17 protein-coding genes are annotated in these 20,934 nt (G+C 58.6%); 11 read left to right on the top strand and 6 right to left on the bottom strand.

Annotation, left to right across the window (positions count from 1 at the left end):
* Positions 1-294 precede the first annotated feature (294 nt).
* The 7 genes from lon to cmoB all read left to right on the top strand — a co-directional run bounded on the left by lon (position 295) and on the right by cmoB (position 7,041).
* Positions 295-2,712 (top strand): endopeptidase La, encoded by a 2,418-nt coding sequence (gene lon, locus EJA70_RS29245; RefSeq protein WP_158835976.1) that lies wholly within the window; start codon positions 295-297, stop codon positions 2,710-2,712.
* Positions 2,713-2,910: 198 nt separating this feature from the next.
* Positions 2,911-3,300, top strand: coding sequence for a hypothetical protein (locus tag EJA70_RS29240; protein WP_158835973.1), 390 nt, complete (start codon positions 2,911-2,913; stop codon positions 3,298-3,300).
* Positions 3,301-3,524: 224 nt separating this feature from the next.
* A complete protein-coding gene (locus tag EJA70_RS29235; protein WP_008082494.1) occupies positions 3,525-3,917 on the top strand; it encodes a protease inhibitor I42 family protein in 393 nt (130 codons plus the stop codon).
* Positions 3,918-3,919: 2 nt separating this feature from the next.
* Complete coding sequence (locus EJA70_RS29230; protein WP_178117033.1) at positions 3,920-4,570, top strand: lysoplasmalogenase; 651 nt, start codon at positions 3,920-3,922, stop codon at positions 4,568-4,570.
* 125 nt (positions 4,571-4,695) lie between these two features.
* Positions 4,696-5,193: a hypothetical protein gene (locus EJA70_RS29225; protein WP_158835970.1), complete on the top strand. Its 498-nt coding sequence runs from the start codon at positions 4,696-4,698 to the stop codon at positions 5,191-5,193.
* A 115-nt stretch (positions 5,194-5,308) separates the two neighbouring features.
* Complete coding sequence (gene cmoA, locus EJA70_RS29220; RefSeq protein ID WP_178117031.1) at positions 5,309-6,088, top strand: carboxy-S-adenosyl-L-methionine synthase CmoA; 780 nt, start codon at positions 5,309-5,311, stop codon at positions 6,086-6,088.
* A complete protein-coding gene (gene cmoB, locus EJA70_RS29215; protein ID WP_158835964.1) occupies positions 6,085-7,041 on the top strand; it encodes a tRNA 5-methoxyuridine(34)/uridine 5-oxyacetic acid(34) synthase CmoB in 957 nt (318 codons plus the stop codon). Before cmoA ends, cmoB begins: the two co-directional genes overlap by 4 nt.
* Positions 7,042-7,515: 474 nt before the next feature.
* Here the strand turns inward: cmoB and tadA are convergent, their stop codons facing one another.
* Both tadA and EJA70_RS29205 read right to left on the bottom strand, forming a co-directional pair.
* Positions 7,516-8,016, bottom strand: a complete 501-nt coding sequence (gene tadA, locus EJA70_RS29210) for a tRNA adenosine(34) deaminase TadA (protein ID WP_053123497.1) — start codon at positions 8,014-8,016, stop codon at positions 7,516-7,518.
* A complete protein-coding gene (locus EJA70_RS29205) occupies positions 8,016-9,392 on the bottom strand; it encodes a multicopper oxidase family protein (protein WP_158835961.1) in 1,377 nt (458 codons plus the stop codon). Before EJA70_RS29205 ends, tadA begins: the two co-directional genes overlap by 1 nt.
* A gap of 252 nt (positions 9,393-9,644) precedes the next feature.
* On the opposite strand from EJA70_RS29205, the gene EJA70_RS29200 reads away from it, so the two are divergent.
* The gene (locus EJA70_RS29200) at positions 9,645-12,611 is read left to right on the top strand and encodes a membrane-targeted effector domain-containing toxin (protein WP_158835958.1); all 2,967 of its coding nucleotides are present in this window, start codon (positions 9,645-9,647) and stop codon (positions 12,609-12,611) included.
* 68 nt (positions 12,612-12,679) lie between these two features.
* Here EJA70_RS29200 and guaA read toward each other — a convergent pair whose 3' ends face one another.
* The 4 genes from guaA to EJA70_RS29180 form a co-directional block, all read right to left on the bottom strand.
* Positions 12,680-14,257 (bottom strand): glutamine-hydrolyzing GMP synthase, encoded by a 1,578-nt coding sequence (gene guaA / locus EJA70_RS29195; RefSeq protein WP_008082511.1) that lies wholly within the window; start codon positions 14,255-14,257, stop codon positions 12,680-12,682.
* A gap of 99 nt (positions 14,258-14,356) precedes the next feature.
* Positions 14,357-15,826: an IMP dehydrogenase gene (guaB, locus tag EJA70_RS29190; protein WP_158835955.1), complete on the bottom strand. Its 1,470-nt coding sequence runs from the start codon at positions 15,824-15,826 to the stop codon at positions 14,357-14,359.
* Between the two features lie 207 nt (positions 15,827-16,033).
* Entirely contained in the window at positions 16,034-16,582 is a 549-nt protein-coding gene (locus tag EJA70_RS29185) for a sugar ABC transporter ATPase (RefSeq protein WP_045123163.1), read from the bottom strand.
* 182 nt (positions 16,583-16,764) lie between these two features.
* Positions 16,765-17,532 carry a sulfite exporter TauE/SafE family protein gene (locus EJA70_RS29180; RefSeq protein ID WP_158835952.1) on the bottom strand — a complete coding sequence of 256 codons (768 nt, stop codon included), beginning with the start codon at positions 17,530-17,532 and terminating at the stop codon, positions 16,765-16,767.
* 100 nt (positions 17,533-17,632) lie between these two features.
* Between EJA70_RS29180 and EJA70_RS29175 the strand changes: the two genes are divergently transcribed.
* From EJA70_RS29175 to EJA70_RS29165, 3 genes are all read left to right on the top strand, one after another.
* Positions 17,633-18,520, top strand: coding sequence for a LysR family transcriptional regulator (locus EJA70_RS29175; RefSeq protein ID WP_158835949.1), 888 nt, complete (start codon positions 17,633-17,635; stop codon positions 18,518-18,520).
* 131 nt (positions 18,521-18,651) lie between these two features.
* Positions 18,652-20,031, top strand: coding sequence for an exodeoxyribonuclease VII large subunit (gene xseA / locus EJA70_RS29170; protein WP_008082520.1), 1,380 nt, complete (start codon positions 18,652-18,654; stop codon positions 20,029-20,031).
* A 3-nt stretch (positions 20,032-20,034) separates the two neighbouring features.
* Positions 20,035-20,856, top strand: coding sequence for a peptidoglycan DD-metalloendopeptidase family protein (locus tag EJA70_RS29165; protein WP_008082521.1), 822 nt, complete (start codon positions 20,035-20,037; stop codon positions 20,854-20,856).
* Positions 20,857-20,934 lie beyond the last annotated feature (78 nt).

Genomic DNA, 20,934 nt, shown 5'->3' with positions numbered 1-20,934 from the left:
GCGAAGGAACCCCGAGCCCCAGCGAGCGGGCCGAACGCAGGAGCAAAGCCTTTTCGGTTACCTTTTCGGCGTTTGGAAAAGGTGACTCGCCGTAAGGGCGAAACCTCAATCCGCCATCACAAAAAAAACGGATATACACCCAACCCCCCAAGAACATGGTCGGCCCAAAGGCCGCCAAGTCCAAAGCGTGACCCCTGTCAAAACCCTGAACACACAAGCAGAAACATCGCCCACCATTGAAACCACCGAAAGCCTGCCCCATCTAAGACCCATACCCCATTGCGCAGGTGCCCCATGAGCGACCAGCAAGAATTCCCCGATCACCCCGACGACTACACCGAAGACGACCACATCGAACACACCTCCTCCGGCAAAGGCCTCGCCCTGCCAGGCCAAAACCTGCCGGACAAGGTCTACATCATCCCGATCCACAACCGCCCGTTCTTCCCGGCCCAAGTCCTGCCGGTCATAGTCAACGAAGAACCCTGGGCCGAAACCCTCGACCTGGTCAGCAAATCCGACCACCACTCCCTGGCTCTGTTCTTCATGGACACGCCCCAGGAAGACCCGCGCCACTTCAACACCGGCGCCCTCCCCGAATACGGCACACTGGTCAAAGTCCATCACGCCAGCCGTGAAAACGGCAAACTGCAGTTCGTCGCCCAAGGCCTGAGCCGCGTACGCATCAAAACCTGGCTCAAACACCACCGCCCACCGTACCTGGTTGAAGTCGAATACCCGCACCAGCCGACCGAGCCGACCGACGAGGTCAAGGCTTACGGCATGGCGCTGATCAACGCGATCAAGGAACTGCTGCCGCTCAACCCGCTGTACAGCGAAGAGCTGAAAAACTACCTCAACCGCTTCAGCCCCAACGACCCGTCGCCGCTGACCGACTTCGCCGCCGCCCTGACCTCCGCTACTGGCCCCGAGCTGCAAGAAGTACTCGACTGCGTGCCGATGCTCAAGCGCATGGAAAAAGTCCTGCCGATGCTGCGCAAGGAAGTCGAAGTCGCGCGCCTGCAAAAAGAGATCTCGGCGGAAGTTAACCGCAAGATCGGCGAGCATCAGCGCGAGTTCTTCCTCAAGGAACAACTCAAGGTCATCCAGCAGGAACTCGGCCTGACCAAGGACGACCGCAGCGCCGACCTCGAACAGTTCGAACAACGCCTCGAAGGCAAAGTCCTCCCCGCGCAGGTGCAGAAACGCCTCGAAGAGGAAATGAACAAACTGTCGATCCTCGAAACCGGCTCGCCGGAGTACGCGGTCACCCGCAACTACCTCGACTGGGCGACGTCGGTGCCGTGGGGCGTGTATGGCGAGGACAAACTCGACCTCAAGCACGCGCGCAAAATTCTCGACAAACACCACGCCGGCCTTGATGACATCAAGGATCGCATCCTCGAATTCCTCGCCGTCGGTGCTTATAAAGGCGAGATCAGTGGTTCCATCGTGCTGTTGGTCGGCCCGCCGGGCGTGGGTAAAACCAGCGTCGGCAAATCCATCGCCGAATCCCTCGGCCGGCCGTTCTACCGCTTCAGCCTCGGCGGCATGCGCGACGAAGCCGAGATCAAGGGCCATCGCCGCACCTACATCGGCGCGCAGCCGGGCAAACTGGTGCAGGCGTTGAAAGACGTCGAAGTGATGAACCCGGTGATCATGCTCGACGAGATCGACAAGATGGGCCAGAGCTACCAGGGCGACCCGGCCTCGGCGCTGCTGGAAACCCTCGACCCGGAACAGAACGTCGAATTCCTCGACCATTACCTCGACCTGCGCATGGACTTGTCGAAAGTCCTGTTCGTCTGCACCGCCAACACCCTCGATTCGATTCCCGGCCCGCTGCTGGACCGGATGGAAGTGATTCGCCTGTCGGGTTACATCACCGAAGAGAAAGTCGCCATCGCCAAGCGTCACCTGTGGCCGAAATTGCTGGAAAAGGCCGGCGTGTCCAAGGGCAGCCTGAGCATCAGCGACAGCGCGCTCAAGTCCCTGATTGACGGTTACGCCCGTGAAGCCGGCGTGCGCCAGCTGGAAAAACAGATGGGTAAACTAGTGCGCAAAGCGGTGATGAAGCTGATCGACGACCCGAAAGCGGTGATCAAACTCGGGCCGAAAGACCTCGAAGCGTCACTGGGTCATCCAGTGTTCCGCAACGAACAAGTGCTGTCCGGCACCGGTGTGATTACCGGTCTGGCCTGGACCAGCATGGGCGGCGCGACGTTGCCGATCGAAGCGACGCGCATTCACACGCTCAATCGCGGTTTCAAACTCACCGGGCAACTCGGCGATGTGATGAAGGAATCGGCGGAGATCGCCTACAGCTACGTCAGTTCGCACCTGAAGCAGTTTGGCGGTGACGCGAAGTTCTTCGACGAAGCCTTCGTCCACCTGCACGTACCCGAAGGCGCCACCCCGAAAGACGGCCCGAGCGCCGGTGTGACCATGGCCAGTGCGCTGCTCTCGCTCGCACGTAATCAGCCGCCGAAAAAAGGCGTGGCCATGACCGGCGAACTGACGTTGACCGGGCATGTACTGCCGATTGGCGGGGTGCGCGAGAAGGTGATTGCGGCGCGGCGGCAGAAGATCTTCGAGTTGATTTTGCCGGAGCCTAACCGCGGTAACTTCGAGGAGCTGCCGGATTATCTGAAGGAAGGGATTACCGTGCATTTCGCGAAGAAGTTTGCCGATGTGGCGAAGGTGCTTTTCTAAGAAGTCATCATTTAATGACCTTCGTCACGGGCATAGCGATTCCCCGTGATGAAGGTAACAAGTCCGCAGCAGGGCATTAAAACGTAATCTTAATTGCAAATAGTGTTTAAAAACTGACAGAGCTGACAGTACCCAACCCGTGCCAGCTCCTTTACCGTTCCTCGGCATGAATCTTTAATTTATGAGAGGAACAACATCATGAGGCAGCACGAAGCTTGCGACGAAATAAAAGACAAAAAAACATTTATCGCAACGAAAAACGGTAGTCCGCTTTTTGAAACGGACCTTATCACCGTAGATAATCAGAGCACTTACATCATCATTGAAGGCTCCTACAGGCTTGGATTCAGAGAAGGACAATCGATCAAGTTAGTCATCGATCGATCCACACCTGACGGTGAGCAAACGTTTGTGCCCGACCAAAGGCTGAGAGAAGTTTTCTATCTCAGCATGGCAGGAAAAGACTACGCTAAAGCGGGTACATTCAATTCCACCCTCGACAACATCAACCTGAAATACCGGTTGAATTTCAAACTGACATTTAATACACACGCCGAGGACATTGAAGTTGATCTGGTTATACCGTGATCACATCTGATTTTCCTCGCCGGTAAATCCTCTATCGCTGGCAAGCCAGCTCCCACAATGTTTATTGGTGCTCACCAATCTTGTGTTCAAACGAGAAACCTGTGGGAGCTGGCTTGCCAGCGATGGCATCAGTGCTGACAACACTGGACTTGCTAACTGTCACACTTTGTCTCATCTTCAGTTATGCTCGCCGTTCGTCGTGAACGCCCGGAGCCGCTGACCTTATGTCCCCCACTCGCCTGTTTGTCCCCCTCGCCCTCTCGTTGCTGGCCGCTTGCGCCAGCCAACCGAAACACAACGTGACCGTGGAAAAACAGAGCGAATGCCCGGTGCGGCTGACCAACGGGCAAAACCTGATCGTCATGTTGCCAAGCAATCCAACCACCGGTTATCGCTGGGCCATTCAGGACTCGGCCGGTGGCGTGCTGCGCGCACTGAGCCCCGAGGTGTACAGCAATCCGGAGGACGCCGGTGTGGTCGGCGCGGCCGGACTCTCCACCTGGCGCTTTCAAGCGTTCGCTCCTGGCACCGGGCGTCTGCGTCTGACCTCGCAGCAACCATGGGCACCGGAAGTGTTGCCGGTGGAGACCTTTGACTGCGCCATTTCGGTGAACTGATCGTGGGCTGGCTGATTCTGGCGCTGATGGGCGCGGTGACCTTTCTTTACGGTGTCAGCACGCACGCAGCGCTGCTTTGTCTGTTGGTCAAACCGTTGCCGGTACTGGCGTTGCTCGGCTGGTTACACGATGCACCGCCCAGCGACTATCGGCGCTGGATCAGCCTCGGCCTGATTTTCTCTCTGCTCGGCGACGTGCTGCTGGCGTGGCCCGGCGATCTGTTTGTGTTCGGGCTCGGCGCGTTTCTGGTCGCGCATCTGGCATATCTCAAGGCCTATTTGAGCGATTGCCGGCGCCTGGCATGGCTGCCACTGCTGCTGGCCGTGGGTGTAGGCGCGGTGCTGCTGGGAATTCTGCTATCCAATGGACTTGGCCCGTTGCTGGTGCCGGTGATCGTCTACGGCACAGCCATCAGCGCCATGCTCTGGCGCGCATTGGCCCGGCTGGGCACCGACGTGCCGAAACGCTCGGCATTGTTGGCGGCTGCCGGTGCGCTGGCATTTGTTTTTTCTGACAGTGTGATCGGGATCAACCGATTTGTTTCGCCGCTCTCCGCTGCGCCGTATGTGATTATTCTCAGTTATTGGTTGGGACAATGGGGGATTGCGGCGTCGGCATTCAATAAAGTAAGTATTAATGCTCGGAATGAATAACCCGGCAGCTACCCATCTCGAAATATTATAAAAACCTGTCAAACCTGACAGTATCCAGGATCTTCAACCGTCCTTAGTATTCAGTGGCCCTACCTAACCACCCATGTAAAACAAGGACGATCCTCATGAGCTTTTTCAAAAACAACAATACGATTTCTGCTAACGCCGTAGAACCTTTCATCACCGTCAGCGCTGAAACAGTTGCCACAGTTTCAGGTCGGGTCAAATTTGAAAGCCAGATTGTCGCGTACGAGATCGACCCCTGCGATACCGAAAATATCGCTCTGGTGACTCGCGCGAATGCTTCGGATTACTCACGAGGAAGTAAAAAAGGTTTGGTACTGGTATTAAATAAAAACATTCAGAAAGGCAATTACGCCGTTACCGACTCTAACTTCCCTTTCCGCAGTGCCTATTATTTTGAAACGGGCACTCGGTTCGGTTCCGTTCAGTCTTACGAATATCACGCGAATAGCGGTACTTTCACTGTTGAGCTAGCTGACGTCAGTTCCGAAAAATTACAGTACAAAATCAGCTTTGATTTCAAAGGCGTCGACCAACGTAATCGGGAACTGCATGTCAAGGGTGCATCCGACTTTCTCGTATTAATGAATTTCGAGTAAATCGCATTTAACAATGATTGGCCAAGTCTCATCTTTGAGTTTGGCCAATCACTTTTTTTCAGCCATTTCACGCTTTATCAGACAACCCAAGCATCCCCGCGCCAGTTTGGCTAAAATGCCGGCCTTTCCACCGACATCGCCGGACACCGCCGTGAGCAAAGAACCCGATCGCATTTTCGCCAAGCCCTTGGCCCAGGTACCCGACTTCGCCTTCAACGAGGACGTGGTGCGGGTGTTCCCGGACATGATCAAGCGCTCGGTGCCGGGTTACCCGACCATCGTCGAAAACCTCGGCGTACTCGCCGCGCAGTTCGCTCAGCCGCACAGCGTGCTCTACGACCTCGGCTCCTCGCTGGGCGCTGTCACTCAAGCCCTGCGCCGTCACGTGCGCACCGACGGTTGCCGGGTGATCGCGGTGGATAACTCCGCCGCCATGGTCGAGCGTTGCCGCGAGTACCTCAACGGTCAGGACTCGATGTTTCAGGAGTTGCTGCCCGTCGAAGTGATCGAAGGCGACATCCTCGCCCTCGACTTCCAGCCCGCCTCGGTGGTGGCGCTGAACTTCACCCTGCAATTCATCGCCCCGGATCAACGCACCGCGTTGCTCTCGCGCATCCGTCATTCGTTGCTGCCGGGTGGCGCGCTGATTCTCTCGGAAAAGCTGCGTTTCAACGATACCGAAGAGCACGCGCTGCTCACTGATCTGCACGTCGCCTTTAAACGCGCCAACGGCTACAGCGAACTGGAAATCGCCCAGAAGCGCAGCGCCATCGAAAACGTCATGAAGCCCGACAGCCTCGAAGAACACCGTGAACGCCTGTTGGCCGCCGGTTTCTCGAAAGTCGTGCCGTGGTTCCAGTGTCTTAACTTTGCCTCGTTGATTGCCTTGCCATGATTGATCTGTCCCCCCTCGCCCGCCGTCTGGCTGGCACGCCGCTGGCTGAATGGGCTAACACCCTGCAGCGTCAACTCGACCAGAAAATGGAGAAAGGTCACGGCGACCTGGAGCGCTGGCAAAGTGCGCTGGACGCCTTGCCGAAGATCCAGCCGAGTGAAGTCGACCTGCTCAACGGCCTGAAGCTCGACACCGATTGCGATGATGAAACCCGCGCGCAGATGCGTAGCGCATTGATGGGCTTGTCGCCGTGGCGCAAGGGGCCGTTCGACTTGTTTGGTGTGCACGTCGACACTGAATGGCGTTCGGACTGGAAGTGGTCACGCGTCGCTCCGCATCTGGACCTTAAGGGCAAACGCATCCTCGATGTCGGCTGCGGTAACGGTTACTACATGTGGCGCATGCTCGGCGCGGGTGCAGACAGTGTGATTGGCGTTGATCCGAACTGGCTGTTCTTTTGCCAGTTCCAGGCAGTACAGCGCTATCTGTCAGAGCCGAATGCCTGGCACCTGCCGTTCCCGTTTGAAGACTTGCCGGCGAATCTGGAAGGTTTCGACACGGTGTTTTCGATGGGCGTGTTCTATCACCGTCGCTCGCCGATCGAACATTTGCTGGCGCTCAAGGACTGCCTGGTCAAGGGTGGCGAACTGGTGCTGGAAACGCTGGTAGTGGAAGGCGACAAGCATCAGGTGCTAGTGCCGGAAGACCGTTATGCGCAGATGCGTAACGTCTGGTTCCTGCCGTCGGTGCCGGCGCTGGAATTGTGGTTGCGGCGTGCGGGGTTTACCGACATTCGTTGCGTGGACGTCAGCACCACAACGATTGAAGAGCAGCGCGGTACGGAGTGGATGAAGTATCAGTCGTTGAGCGACTTCCTTGATCCCGAAGACCACAGCAAAACCATCGAAGGCCTGCCGGCGCCGATGCGTGCCGTGATCGTCGCCAAGAAGTAACCCGACCTCTCAAACACCGCGGTGAATTCACCCCTCACCCCAGCCCTCTCCCCAAGGAGAGGGAGCCGATCTTTGGGCTTTTCGAAACTTGGGTTCGGCTCGATAACTCAAGTCGGCGGATCTCGACCATCCAACCCGGTCAGTACCCTCTCCCTCTGGGAGAGGGAGCCGATCTTTGGGCTTTTCGAAACTTGAGTTCGACTCGATAACTCAGGTCGGCAGATCTCGACCATCCAACCCGGTCAGTACCCTCTCCCTCTGGGAGAGGGAGCCGATCTTTGGGCTTTTCGAAACTTGGGTTCGGCTCGATAACTCAGGTCGGCAGATCTCGACCATCCAACCGGTCAGTCCCCTCTCCCTCTGGGAGAGGGAGCCGATCTTTGGGCTTTTCGAAACTTGAGTTCGGCTCGATAACTCAGGTCGGCAGATCTCGACCATCCAACCCGGTCAGTCCCCTCTCCCTCTGGGAGAGGGTTAGGGTGAGGGGCTTTTTGCTCGGCGGGCGCGGAAGAATTCAGTCAGCACCGCACCACACTCCTCCGCCAACACCCCGCCTTCATACAACACCCGGTGATTCAAAAAGCCCTGGGTAAAAAACTGCCCCTGACTCTGCACAATCCCCGCCTTCGGCTCCAGCGCCCCATACACCACGCGCGCCACCCGCGAATGCACGATCAACCCCGCGCACATGCTGCACGGTTCCAGCGTCACATACAGCGTGCTGCCCGGCAGCCGATAGTTATCCACCGCCTGCGCGGCCGCACGAATCGCGACCATTTCGGCATGCGCACTCGGGTCGCTGGCACTGATCGGGCAATTAAACCCACGCCCGATAATCTCGCCATCCTGCACCAGCACCGCGCCTACCGGCACTTCGCCGAGCGCTGCACCTTGCGCGGCAAGGGCCAGGGCTTCGCGCATGAAATCGCGGTCGCGGCTGCGGTCGATGATCGCTGCGGGGCGAATCTGGCGCATCACTTCACCTCGATGGCGGCCATCAGGCCGGTTTCCATGTGGTCGATCACATGGCAGTGGAACATCCACACCCCCGGATTATCGGCCACCAGCGCCACTTGCGCGCGCTCGTTCTTGCCCAGCAGATAGGTGTCGGTGAAATACGGAATGACCTTGTGCCGGTTCGACGACAACACTTTAAAGCTCATGCCGTGCAGGTGGATCGGGTGCTGATACTGGGTCATGTTTTTCAATTCGAAAATATAGCTCTGCCCCAATTTCAGGCTGGCGATTGGCCGATCAGCACACGTCTTGTCGGTGATGTCCCAAGCCTTGCCGTTGATCTGCCAAAGGCTCGGCGGGCGCCCGTTGTCGACATCGACCGACACCGAACCGACCCATTCGAAATTGAAGTTGAGTTTCTCGGCATTGGCCAGGTCCGGCTCGGCCACCGGGTTGGCCGGCAGCGTTTTTGGCCAGTCGGTCGGCGCGTCGGTATTGGCCACCGAACGCAGTGTGCCGAGACGTACGGGGCCATTACGCAGCGATAATTCTTCGCCGGCCGCCGGTGCCTTGATCGCCAGGCAAATACGCATGCCGGGGCCGAGCCAGTATTCCTTGCCCAATGGTCGTGGCTCGACCGGATTGCCGTCCAGTGCGTAGATCTTCGCCTCGACGCCGGGAATATTGATGCGATAGGTCAGGGTGTTATCGAGATTGAGCAAGCGTACGCGGGTGATCTGCCCCGCCGGCAATTCAATCACCGGCGTCGGCACGCCATTGATCGTCGAAAGACGCCCCGCCGTACCGCCGCGCGCCGCTTCACGCGGGATGCTGAATTCGACGAAATTGCCTGCGTCATCGATGTGCCAATTCTTCAGGCTCAGGGTCTTTTCGTAGACGAAACCGGTCGGCTCGCGCTCTTCGATGATCAGCGGCCCGACCAGCCCGCGCCCCAACTCTTCGCTGCTGCTGACGTGCGGGTGATACCAGTAGCTGCCGGCATCCGGCACGCGGAATTTGTAATCAAAGTATTCACCGGGAAGCACCGGCAGTTGCGACACGTACGGCACGCCGTCCATCTCCAGCGGCAGACGGATGCCGTGCCAGTGGATGGTGGTCGCCACCGGCAAGTGGTTGATGAAGCGCACCCGCAGCCATTCGCCCTGACGCACGCGCAGTTCGGTGCCCGGCGCTGACGGGCCGAACGCCCACGCCTCGGTCTTGTGCCCTGGCACCAGCTCAACGTCCAGCGGCGCAGCGATCAGCTCGTAATCGTGGCCAGCCTCAGCGTCGGCCATCTTGCCCAGCCAGTAACGCGACGCGCCCCCCGCCCCGACACCAACGACAACAAGACCGGCCAGGCCACCGAGGATTTGGCGACGGGTAAAGGACATGAACTCAACTACCTCACGTATCAGCGACAGGCCCGGGGGCCCGTTAAAAGGCGAATACGATACACCCGCAACTGCGAAACAGTAAGGCCGGCGTGGCAATGCGACACAGGTTCGCCACCTGTGCGGGGGCGGTTTCTTACAGGTCCTGTCCTCTTTCGTTACCTTGAAATGGCCTGAGCCCTACAGATTCGGCCCTATGAAAAGACCATAGTGGTGATCAGTTTTTTTCCACCATTTCTCAAGGAGCGAGAAGTGAACATTTCTGTAACCCTGCCCCCGTCACTGCTGCCGAACCCGGCGGATGAACAGTCTCTGCAAGCGCTGGTGCTGCCGTTTACCGAGGCTTGCCCCGACTTGCACGACATGGCCCACGAAGCCGCCCAAGGCCTTCTCGACAAGTACGGCATCACAGACATCGACCCCGAAAATATCTGGTGGCATCGCTTCAACAACACCTCGGTCAGCAGCGACAAGGCCTTTCTGGGATGGGAGCATTACCCGAAACCTTCGGAATCGCTGACGCTGGCGGAGCTGGTGGTAAAACGCTTTCACGCCCACGATCAGGACAATGCCGACTTACTCGACGGCTATGGCGGCTTCTACCGCGAAGGTGCGGACGCAACGATTTACAACGAGACCAATGAAGTCCGCCTGCGCCCCAGCGAAGTCTTGAAAGACCTGTGGTCGATCAACTTCAGCGAGCTCTATCGAACGAAAATGCAGCAGTTCTGGGCGCTGCACTCAGACGACTTCCGCACGCTGGCCAAACTGAATTTCCTCGCCAAGGCCCTCGATGAACACGATGGCGAGCGGCTGAATAATGAAAATCTGAAGACGCTGATCAAGGCTGTCGCGAGCGATATCGCCTGGCCGGTCTCGCGGGCTTATTTGCAAACTGAAACACCGGTCGCTGAAGGTCTGCGTGTGTGCGCGCTGAATATCGGCGGCTACAGCGCAACGGACATTCTGTGCATCAGCGACAGCAACGGCGCGCAGATTCTCTACACCCCCGGTGAACTCGACTGCTTCCATATTCTCGCCAGCGAATCCGATCTGCACTGGTGGCTGCTGATGCAAAACAACCATGCGGAAAATCGCGCACACTTTATGGCGCATTTTCCGTTGGCGGCCCAGCAACAAGACGACGGCAATATCGGACTGAATGCGATGATCGACTTGCTTTACTCGACGTGGGGCAAAAGCGATCACCACCTGATCAATCAGAACACCACAGCGATCACCGGCGATGCTTTCAGTTGGCTGCGCGACTCGGTCAAGGCGCGTATGCAGAGTGACGCCGACCTTTCGCTCCACTCCAACGGCGAGCTGCGCAAGAAGATGTGGATCGGCTACCTGAATGCTTTTCTTCGAGTGTTCGGCTCAATGGCCGCGATCGGCTGGCCCGCAGCGCTGGCGGTTGTTGGCGCAGGCTTGGCGGACATGGGCATGAACATCGATCAAGCGATCAACGGCACCAGCAAGGCGGATCGCAAAGCCGGGGTGATCGGAGCGATTGCCAGCGGTATCGATGTGCTGTTCAACCTTCCTTATTTACGTGGCGCGGCCGAACTGTCGGAAGTCGGCGAAGCGAGTGAAACGTTCAATGTGCAGGATGAGTTCGCCGAACCCGAGCCATCGGAAGACGCTGCGGATGCCCCACTGATTGCCCGCTTTGCCCCCGGACCCGCTTACGCGCAGCAAGGCGCAGATCTGCTGGACTCGTTCGAAACCAATGAGGTGTTGGACGGATTATCGCCAGTCGCGCAAGAAGGCCAGTTTCAGGGAATCTATCACCCCCCGGGGGGCGGGCATTACGTACTGATCAACGACAGCTTTTACCTCGTGCGTTACATCAAGGAACTGAAGAGCTGGGCAATCATCGATCCGGCCAATCCTTACTCGTTTTATCGCAGTCTGCCGATTCGACTGGATGAAGCTGGCGAATGGCAACCGATCAACCGCCCGGGTCTGATGGGTGGCGGCAAGTGCATCGGAATATGGCCATGGGGCCGCGCACGTACTTCACTGCCTGATTTGGACAGCCCGCCAACGGCTTACGACATTCCGCCCGCTTCACGCGATGCCCTCAATGAAATCGCACAGGGCGGCGGCACCAAATACGACCTCAAGGACTACATGGCCAGTCTGCCAAAAGCTGACGGTACGAATCCAATTGCCGATTTCAAAGCCATGCGCCAAACGCTTTACCGCGATGCCATTGCATTGATGGAGTCACCTCAGCTACCAGCGAGACCCGAGATCCCTATCCTGCCGCAAAAACTGGCGCCGAAAGACATCATCAAGAAACTCTACAAATCCACCTCCGGACTGGTGATTGGTGAAAACCACTCCAGCGTTGCCAGCAAACAGTTTCTGATCGAAAACATGGCGGTGCTCAGCAAACAGAAAGTCAAAACCCTGTATCTGGAACATGTTCTGACGGACTTTCATCAGGCCGATCTGGATGTTTTCAATCGCACAGGGAAGATGTCGCAGACGCTGGAAAGCTATTTCAAAACTCTGGATCTAGGCTTCAAAACCGACCCGAGTGGCGAGTACAGCTTCCTCAATCTGGCGAAGACCGCACAGCAAAACCATATCCGCATCCAGTCGATCGATTGTCTGGCCAGCTATCGCAGCACCGGCATGAGCGGCGCCGACAGAAACACCTTCCGCCAGAAGATGATGAATTTCTTCTCTCATGAAGTCATCACGGCGGATCAGACCATCCGTGGCGCACACCGCTGGGTGGCCTTGGTGGGCGACAGTCATGCCAACACCTGGGAAGGCGTCCCGGGCTTGAGCGAGCTGGAAGGCGGCATCGGCCTGCGCATCGAAAGCACCCCGGCCGGCACAGCCCGAGGCATCGAGGCGGATCCCGGACGCATCCCGACCGACGAATTCGCCCGCCCGCTGTCGCTGGTCAAAAGCGACCTGCGCCTGCAAATCGACACACCCGCCAGCGTCAAACTGGCTGATTCGCTGGAGAAGGCGCTGATCAATCACGGCGACTGCACCGTGATGAACATCGACGACGTCGCCACGCTGATTCATCGCAGCAGCGATGGCAGCATCGTGCGAACGCCGATCCTCAACAAGGGCGGCTTGTACACCGTCGAACGCCCGAGCTGGCCCATCAGTGGTCGACGCTATTCGAGCCTTGTGGAGCTATCGGCAGCCTTAAGGCTCATGGGTTTCAAACCAATAAAAATCAGCTGACGTAAAAAAGCCCCGTGAACTCGCGTTCACGGGGCTTTCGGGGTTAAAACCGATCAATCAGACCGGGATTATTCCCACTCAATCGTCGCAGGCGGCTTGCTCGACACGTCATAAGTAACGCGCGAAATGCCTTCGATTTCATTGATGATGCGGCCGGAGACGGTTTCCAGCAGTTCGTAAGGCAGGTGCGCCCAACGCGCGGTCATGAAGTCGATGGTTTCTACGGCACGCAGGGCAACCACCCAGGCGTAACGACGGCCATCACCAACAACTCCAACCGATTTCACTGGCTGGAACACGACAAAGGCTTGGCTGACTTTGTGGTACCAGTCGGCTTTGCGCAGTTCTTCGATGAAGATGTGGTCGGCACGACGCAGCAGGTCGGCGTATTCCTTTTTCACTTCACCAAGGATACGCACGCCCAGGCCCGGGCCCGGGAACGGGTGACGGTAAACCATGTCGTACGGCAGGCCGAGTTCCAGGCCCAGACGGCGGACTTCGTCCTTGAACAGTTCGCGCAGTGGCTCGACCAGTTTCAGGTTCATCTCTTCCGGCAGGCCGCCCACGTTGTGGTGCGACTTGATCACGTGGGCCTTGCCGCTTTTCGCGCCAGCCGACTCGATCACGTCCGGGTAGATGGTGCCCTGAGCGAGGTACTTGATGTTGTCCAGCTTGTTCGACTGGGCATCGAATACGTCGATGAAGGTGCGACCGATGATCTTGCGCTTCTTCTCTGGATCGGCTTCGCCGGCCAGGTTGTTCAGGAACTGCTCTTCAGCGTTGGCGCGGATCACCTTGACGCCCATGTTCTCGGCGAACATGGCCATCACTTGCTCGCCTTCGTGCAGACGCAGCAGGCCGTTGTCGACGAAGACGCAGGTCAGTTGGTCGCCAATGGCTTTGTGCAGCAGCGCGGCAACCACCGAGGAGTCAACGCCGCCGGACAGACCCAGCAGCACGTTGTCGGTACCGACTTGTGCGCGGATGTTGGCGATGGCGTCTTCAGCGATCTTCGACGGCGTCCACAAGGCTTCACAGCCGCAGATGTCGAGAACGAAGCGCGACAGGATGCGACCGCCCTGCTTGGTGTGAGTCACTTCCGGGTGGAACTGCACGCCGTAGTAGCCACGGTCGTCGTTGAACATGCCGGCGATCGGGCAGCTTGGGGTGCTGGCCAGGATGTGGAAGTCTTGTGGCATCTTGGTGACTTTGTCACCGTGGCTCATCCACACGTCGAGGCCGAACAGGCCGTCAGCGTCGATGTGGTCTTCGATGCCGTCGAGCAGACGGCTCTTGCCGACCACGTCAACGCGGGCGTAACCGAACTCACGCAGTTCGGAACCTTCAACCTTGCCGCCCAGTTGCTCGGCCATGGTCTGCATGCCGTAGCAGATACCGAAGACCGGTACGCCCAGATCGAACACTGCCTGTGGGCAGCGCGGGCTGTCGGCAACGTGCACGGACTCGGGGCCACCGGCGAGGATGACGCCTTTAGGAGCGAATTCGCGGATCGCATCTTCGTCCATGTCGAACGGGTGCAGTTCGCAGTACACACCGATCTCGCGCACGCGGCGGGCGATCAGTTGGGTGTATTGCGAGCCGAAGTCGAGGATCAGGATGCGGTGAGCGTGAATATCGAGGGCCATGATTCAGTCTCGTCTAAGTCATTCAGAAACAGTCGTGATACAGAAACAACTCGGGGCTGAATAAAACAGCCCCGGTTGCTTAACGATTTGCTTGAAGCATCAACCTACGCGGTAGTTTGGCGCTTCTTTGGTGATCTGCACGTCGTGAACGTGGGATTCGGCCATGCCGGCACCGGTGATCCGCACGAACTCTGGCTTGGTGCGCATTTCTTCGATGTTGGCGCTGCCGGTGTAACCCATCGAGGAACGCAGACCGCCCATCAGTTGGTGAATGATCGCGCTCAGGGTGCCTTTGTAAGGCACGCGGCCTTCGATGCCTTCCGGAACGAGTTTCTCGGCGCCTGCCGAGGAGTCCTGGAAGTAACGGTCGGAAGAACCTTGAGCCTGGGACATGGCGCCCAGCGAACCCATACCGCGATACGCCTTGTACGAACGGCCCTGGAACAGTTCGATTTCGCCCGGCGCTTCTTCAGTACCGGCGAACATCGAGCCCATCATCACGCAGGAGGCACCGGCTACGATGGCCTTGGACAGGTCACCGGAGAAACGGATGCCGCCGTCGGCGATCAACGGAACGCCGGTGCCTTCGAGGGCAGCAGCAACGTTGGCGATGGCACTGATTTGCGGGACGCCGACACCGGCGACGATACGGGTGGTGCAGATCGAGCCAGGGCCGATACCGACCTTGACTGCGTCAGCGCCTGCTTCGGCCAGAGCCTTGGCAGCGGCGCCGGTGGCGATGTTGCCGCCGATCACCTGCACTTCAGGGAAATTCTCTTTGACCCAGCGAACGCGGTCGATCACGCCTTTGGAGTGACCGTGAGCGGTATCGACTACCACCACGTCAACGCCAGCAGCCACCAGCGCGGCGACGCGGTCACCGGTGTCTTTACCGGTACCGACAGCAGCGCCAACGCGCAGACGACCTTGATCGTCCTTGCTGGCCAGCGGGTAGGCTTTGGCTTTTTCGATATCGTTGACGGTCATCATGCCTTTGAGGGCAAATTTGTCGTCGACGATCAGAACGCGTTCGATGCGGTTTTTGTGCAGCAACTCGCGAACGTCGTTCTTGTCAGCACCTTCCTTGACCGTGACCAGACGCTCTTTAGGCGTCATCACTTCACGGACGGTGGCTTCCAGACGGTTTTCGAAACGCACGTCACGGGAAGTGACGATGCCGACCAGGTCGCCATCGTGCAGTACCGGAACGCCGGAAATGTTGTGCAGACGGGTCAGTTCGAACAGTTCACGCACCGTGGCATCGGCCTCGATGGTGATTGGGTCCTTGACTACACCGGCTTCGTAACGCTTGACCTTGCGAACTTCGGCAGCTTGCTGCTCGATGGTCATGTTCTTGTGGATAATGCCAATGCCACCTTCCTGAGCCATGGCGATTGCCAGACGGGCTTCAGTGACGGTGTCCATTGCGGCAGAAACCAGAGGAATATTCAGCTCGATGCCACGGGTTAGGCGGGTCTTGAGACTGACTTCGTTAGGAAGCACCTCGGAATAACCAGGCACTAGGAGAATGTCGTCGAATGTCAGAGCTTCTTGGCTGATACGCAGCATCGCGGGGGCTCCCGAGCGGGAAAATGGAAGCGCGCCATTATAGTCAGACACCCCCTGCTGTTCAACGTAAAACTCAGCCTAATTGATATACGGAAAAACCGCTCCCTGTAGGAGCTGCCGCAGGCTGCGATCTTTTGACGTTTGTTTGTTAAAAGCCAGATCAAAAGATCGCAGCCTTCGGCAGCTCCTACAGGGGATGTTTGAAGGTCAGAGTTCTACTTTTACCCAACTGACGGGCAGGTCGAGCCAGTCGGCGAATTCGTCGAGGAAGCTTTGTTTGAAGCCGGCTTCGAGCCAGTTGTTGAAGATGAACCCCAGGTTGGAAAAACCACACTCCTGCAAATACAGGAAACCGTTGATGTCGTCTTCGTGACCGCATTCCGGGCAGGTGAAGTTGTCGGTGCGCCCGGGCATCCAGTCTTCCAGGCTTTCGAACAGTGCCTCACCAATCTCGCGGCGACACTCGGCGCAGCCGGCCTCTTCAAGAAAACCTTTGGCCGGGGTGTAGATGCAGCGCTTGGTGACAATTTCCAGACCATTGATCGGCTCGCCGAACGGCAACGCCTGCGGGTGCAGCACCACGGCACGCGCGCCGTCGGCAATCGCATAAGCCATGCGGTTGCCGGTACGGCCACAGGTGCTCAGCTCTTCCTTGACGATGTTCTTGCGCACCAGCCAGCGCACGATCGCCCGGGCCCGGGGTTCGTGGACCGGCAGGGTGGAGATTTTCGGGACGATGATGCTTTGCGAATTCATGGTGCAGCCTGCGACGTCAAATGGAATTTCTGCGGTGCTCGCTCCGCCGCCATCGCGGGCAAGCCTTGCTCCCACGGGGATCTCGGCCGGTCACAAATGTTGTGTACAGAGAGACCTGTGGGAGCGGGCTTGCCCGCGATGGCGTCAGTGCGGCCGGCAGCTTAATCCCTGACGAAATCCGGTCAAGTGCTGAGGTAGCGCCCGATCAGCGCAATCCCGCTCGCCAGCACCAGCCACGTCACCAGCCGCACAAACGCCTCGCGCGACAAACGCATGGTCAACCGCCGCCCGATCCACAACCCCAACGCCATGGCCGGCAACAGACACAGCGCCAACATCAACAAGGGTAGCTCGGCATACACACCGGCGATGGCAAACAGGCTCAAACGCACCACCGTGCTGCAACTGATCAGTGCACTTTGCGTGGCCCGCGCCGCTTCTTTCGGCAATCGGCTGTTGAGATAAATCGCATATAAAAAGCCGCCGCTGCCAAACAGCGCACCAAACAAACCGCCGACCGTGCCCATCGGCAGCGCCCACGCCGCCAACAGCTGCGTCGGCCGCGCTTTCACCCACAAGCTGTAAATCGCATAAGCGCTGATAAACAGCCCCATCAACAGCAACAGCAGGTCGGATTTGAGGTTGAGCAGAAAAATCACCCCCAACGTACACCCCACCGCCATGCACGGCAGCAGCCGCAACAACTCCGGCTTAGCGACATCGCGCCGCGACGGCAGCAGATTGCCGAACGCCGCGACGAAATCCAGCAACACCAGCAGCGGCACGATCTTCGACAACGGCATGAACAGAATCAGCACCGGCCCCGCCACCAGCGCGGTGCCAAACCCGGCAATACCGAACACGATGTACGCCAGCACGATGCCGAGCCCGATGACCAGCCAGCCCTCAATGCCCCACGACCATTCACTCAACAACCCCACCACGCTCATCGCTGCACATCCTTTATTAGCCTGAGATGACTTTAGCCAGCGCCGAGCATTGCGACTAATATCTTCAAAGCCGCCCACTCATCTCGAAAAGGCATACCTGGTGCTCTCAACCCGTCAATTGCGCTACTTCGTGGAGATCGCCGAATGCGGCAGCTTCAGTGCGGCCGCCGAGCGTTTGTTTATCGCGCAGTCGGCTCTGAGCCGACAGATCAAAGACATGGAAACCCGCCTGCAAACCCCGCTGTTCGAACGTACCGCGCGCCAGCCCCGACTGACGGCGGCGGGCGAAGCGTTTCTGCCGCGAGCGCGCAATCTGCTCAATGAATTGGGTAAAGCCAGCGCCATGGCCACCGAGGTCGGCAATGGCCAACTCGGCACGTTGCGCTTGAGTCATTCGAGCACCGTGTCGATCAGCGGCCGCTTGCTCCGTGATATCGGCGCCTATCTTGAGCAGCAGCCCGGCGTATCGCTGGATATCGGCAAATTGTCTTCCGAAGCACAGCTTGAAGAACTGGCCGAGGGCCGACTCGATGTCGGCTTGCTGCGCCTGCCCGTGCTGCGTCAGCGCGAAGGCATTCAGCTCGTGCCGCTGTTCACCGAACGCTTGCTGCTGGCGGTGCCGGCCGATCATCGACTGACGGCGTGCAATACCGTCGAACTGGCACAGTTGCAGGACGAAGCGTTCATCTCGGTCCCGCACCCGCAACGCGGCGGCTTGAGTTATCTGTGTGCCGACCTGTGCATGCGCCAGGGTTTCTTCCCGAAAGCGGCGCGGGTGATGTCGCGCAAAACGACACAGTTACAATTGATTCAAGGCGGATTCGGCATCGCCCTGCTGCCGGAATCCATGCAAGACATCGCCCCGAGCGGCGTACGCTTTCTGCCGCTGAGCGATCCCGACTGCCAAAGCACCGTCGCCCTCGCCTACCGCCAATCCCCCACGCCACTGATCCACCACTTCATCCAGACCTTCACCCCCACCAAGTAGGAGCTGCCGAAGGCTGCGATCTTTTGACCTTGATCTCAAAAAACCAGATCAAAAGATCGCAGCCTCGTTTCACTCGACAGCTCCTACAGGGATCGTGCAATGACGGCGAGAATGCCTTTAAACTGCGCCCCATGATTAAAGATCCCTTTGCAAGACTCGGCCTGGACCGTGAAGTCCTGACCGTCAGCCAGCTCAACGGCCGCGCGCGGGTGTTGCTCGAAGACGTGTTCAGCAACATCTGGGTCGAAGGCGAAATCTCCAACCTCGCCCGACCGGCGTCCGGGCACATCTACTTCACGCTCAAGGACAGTGGCGCGCAGGTGCGTTGCGCGCTGTTCCGGCAGAACGCCGCGCGCGTGCGCCAAGCGTTGAAGGATGGCCTGGCGGTGAAAGTGCGCGGCAAGGTTTCGCTGTTCGAAGGCCGTGGCGACTATCAGTTGATTCTCGACACCGTCGAGCCTGCCGGTGACGGCGCGCTGCGTCTGGCGTTCGATGCGTTGAAAGAAAAACTCAGCGCTGAGGGTCTGTTCAGTGCCGAACGCAAAGTGCCGCTTCCGGCGCATCCGCAGCGTATCGGCATCATCAGTTCGCCGACCGGCGCGGTGATTCGCGACATCATCAGTGTGTTCCGTCGCCGTGCGCCGCAGGTGCAACTGACGTTGATTCCGACCGCCGTACAGGGCCGCGAGGCCACCGCGCAAATTGTTCGCGCGCTGAAAATGGCCGATGCGCGGGGTTTCGACGCATTGATCCTCGCCCGTGGCGGTGGCTCGCTGGAAGACCTCTGGTGTTTCAACGAAGAAGCCGTGGCCCGCGCCGTCGATGCCTGCGTGACGCCGATTGTCAGCGCTGTCGGCCATGAGACCGACGTGTCGATCAGTGACTTTGTTGCTGACGTGCGCGCACCAACGCCATCTGCGGCTGCCGAATTGCTCGCGCCTGATTCGAGCCATCTGATCCGCCAGGTCGAAAGCCTGCATCGTCGTTTGGTGATGCGCATGCGTGACCGTCTGATGCGTGATCGTCTGCGCCTCGAAGGCATGGCGCGTCGCCTGCGTCACCCCGGCGAACGTCTGCGCCAGCAAGCGCAACGTCTGGATGATCTGGACATGCGCATGCGTCGGGCGTTCGAGCGCAGCCTCAATACCCGTCGCGAGCGGCTGATTCGTCTGGAAACCCGCCTCGCCGGGCAACATCCGGGCCGCCAGTTGGCGATGTTGCGCCAGCGTCTCGACAGCCTCGCCGAGCGTCTGCCCCGCGCCATGCGCGAAGGCCTGAAAAACCGTCGCCTGCAATTGCACAGTCAGATGCAGACGCTGCACGTGGTCAGTCCGCTGGCAACGCTCGGTCGTGGCTACAGCATTCTGCTCGATGAGCGCGGCCATGCGATTCGCAACGCCGCGCAAACCCACACCGGCCAGCGCCTGAAAGCCAAACTTGGCGAAGGCGAACTGCAAGTGCGCGTCGAGGACAATCACCTGACGCCTGTCACCCTCTCTTTACTGGACTGATCCATGCCGCGTTTTCTGGCTCCACTGTTTTTGCTGTGTCTGACCTTCAACGCCCACGCCGACAGCTACATCACCCGCATGCTCAACAAACCGGTGCCGGGTGGTGTCGCCGTGGTTGATCTGGGCACTGGCGCGCAAGCACCGACCGCCACGTATCAAGGCAAACCGGTGCTGGTGGTCAAGGAACAGGACAACTGGCTGGCGATTGTTGGCGTGCCGTTGACGGTCAAACCGGGGGCGCAGCAGATCAGCAGTGGCGGCCGTAATCTGCCCTTCACGGTGGGTAACAAGAAATACCCGGAACAGCACATCACCCTGAAGAACAAGCAACAAGTAAACCCGGATCAGTCGAACCTCAAGCGCATCGAGGGGGAACTGGCCGTGCAGATCAAGGCCTATCGCAGCTTCAGCCCGAACACACCGAGCAATCTGCTGTTGGACAAACCGGTGAACGGGCCGCTGTCGAGCAAGTTTGGCGTGCGCCGTTTCTTTAACGGTGAGGAACGTAATCCGCACGCCGGCCTCGACTTCGCGGTGCCAGCCGGCACGCCGATCAAGACCCCGGCGGCGGGCAAGGTGATTCTGATCGGTAACTACTTCTTCAACGGCAACACGGTATTTGTCGACCATGGGCAGGGCTTTATCAGCATGTTCTGCCACATGTCGAAGATTGATGTGAAGGATGGCCAGCAACTGGCACGTGGCGCGGTAGTGGGCAAGGTGGGCATGACTGGCAGGGCGACCGGGCCGCATATGCACTGGAACGTCAGCCTGAATGATGCGCGGGTGGATCCGGCGATTTTCATTGGTGCATTTCAACCCTGAGCTTTATAGCGAGGCGACCGGCCTCATCGCGGGCAAGCCCGCTCCCACAAGGTTCTCGGTGAACATGATTTTTGTGAA

The sequence above is a fragment of the Pseudomonas sp. PB103 genome (assembly GCF_009764635.1).
In the GTDB taxonomy this organism is placed as follows: domain Bacteria; phylum Pseudomonadota; class Gammaproteobacteria; order Pseudomonadales; family Pseudomonadaceae; genus Aquipseudomonas.
This window is presented reverse-complemented; position numbering and strand designations above follow the sequence as displayed.

Coding starts and splice junctions, on each gene's coding strand:
- guaA (WP_008082511.1), bottom strand. CDS start 14,257: ATGGCCCTCGATATTCACGCTCACCGCATCCTGATCCTCGACTTCGGC.
- xseA (WP_008082520.1), top strand. CDS start 18,652: ATGATTAAAGATCCCTTTGCAAGACTCGGCCTGGACCGTGAAGTCCTG.
- EJA70_RS29185 (WP_045123163.1), bottom strand. CDS start 16,582: ATGAATTCGCAAAGCATCATCGTCCCGAAAATCTCCACCCTGCCGGTC.
- lon (WP_158835976.1), top strand. CDS start 295: ATGAGCGACCAGCAAGAATTCCCCGATCACCCCGACGACTACACCGAA.
- cmoA (WP_178117031.1), top strand. CDS start 5,309: ATGCCGGCCTTTCCACCGACATCGCCGGACACCGCCGTGAGCAAAGAA.
- EJA70_RS29180 (WP_158835952.1), bottom strand. CDS start 17,532: ATGAGCGTGGTGGGGTTGTTGAGTGAATGGTCGTGGGGCATTGAGGGC.
- guaB (WP_158835955.1), bottom strand. CDS start 15,826: ATGCTGCGTATCAGCCAAGAAGCTCTGACATTCGACGACATTCTCCTA.
- EJA70_RS29225 (WP_158835970.1), top strand. CDS start 4,696: ATGAGCTTTTTCAAAAACAACAATACGATTTCTGCTAACGCCGTAGAA.
- cmoB (WP_158835964.1), top strand. CDS start 6,085: ATGATTGATCTGTCCCCCCTCGCCCGCCGTCTGGCTGGCACGCCGCTG.
- EJA70_RS29165 (WP_008082521.1), top strand. CDS start 20,035: ATGCCGCGTTTTCTGGCTCCACTGTTTTTGCTGTGTCTGACCTTCAAC.
- EJA70_RS29240 (WP_158835973.1), top strand. CDS start 2,911: ATGAGGCAGCACGAAGCTTGCGACGAAATAAAAGACAAAAAAACATTT.
- EJA70_RS29235 (WP_008082494.1), top strand. CDS start 3,525: ATGTCCCCCACTCGCCTGTTTGTCCCCCTCGCCCTCTCGTTGCTGGCC.
- tadA (WP_053123497.1), bottom strand. CDS start 8,016: ATGCGCCAGATTCGCCCCGCAGCGATCATCGACCGCAGCCGCGACCGC.
- EJA70_RS29205 (WP_158835961.1), bottom strand. CDS start 9,392: ATGTCCTTTACCCGTCGCCAAATCCTCGGTGGCCTGGCCGGTCTTGTT.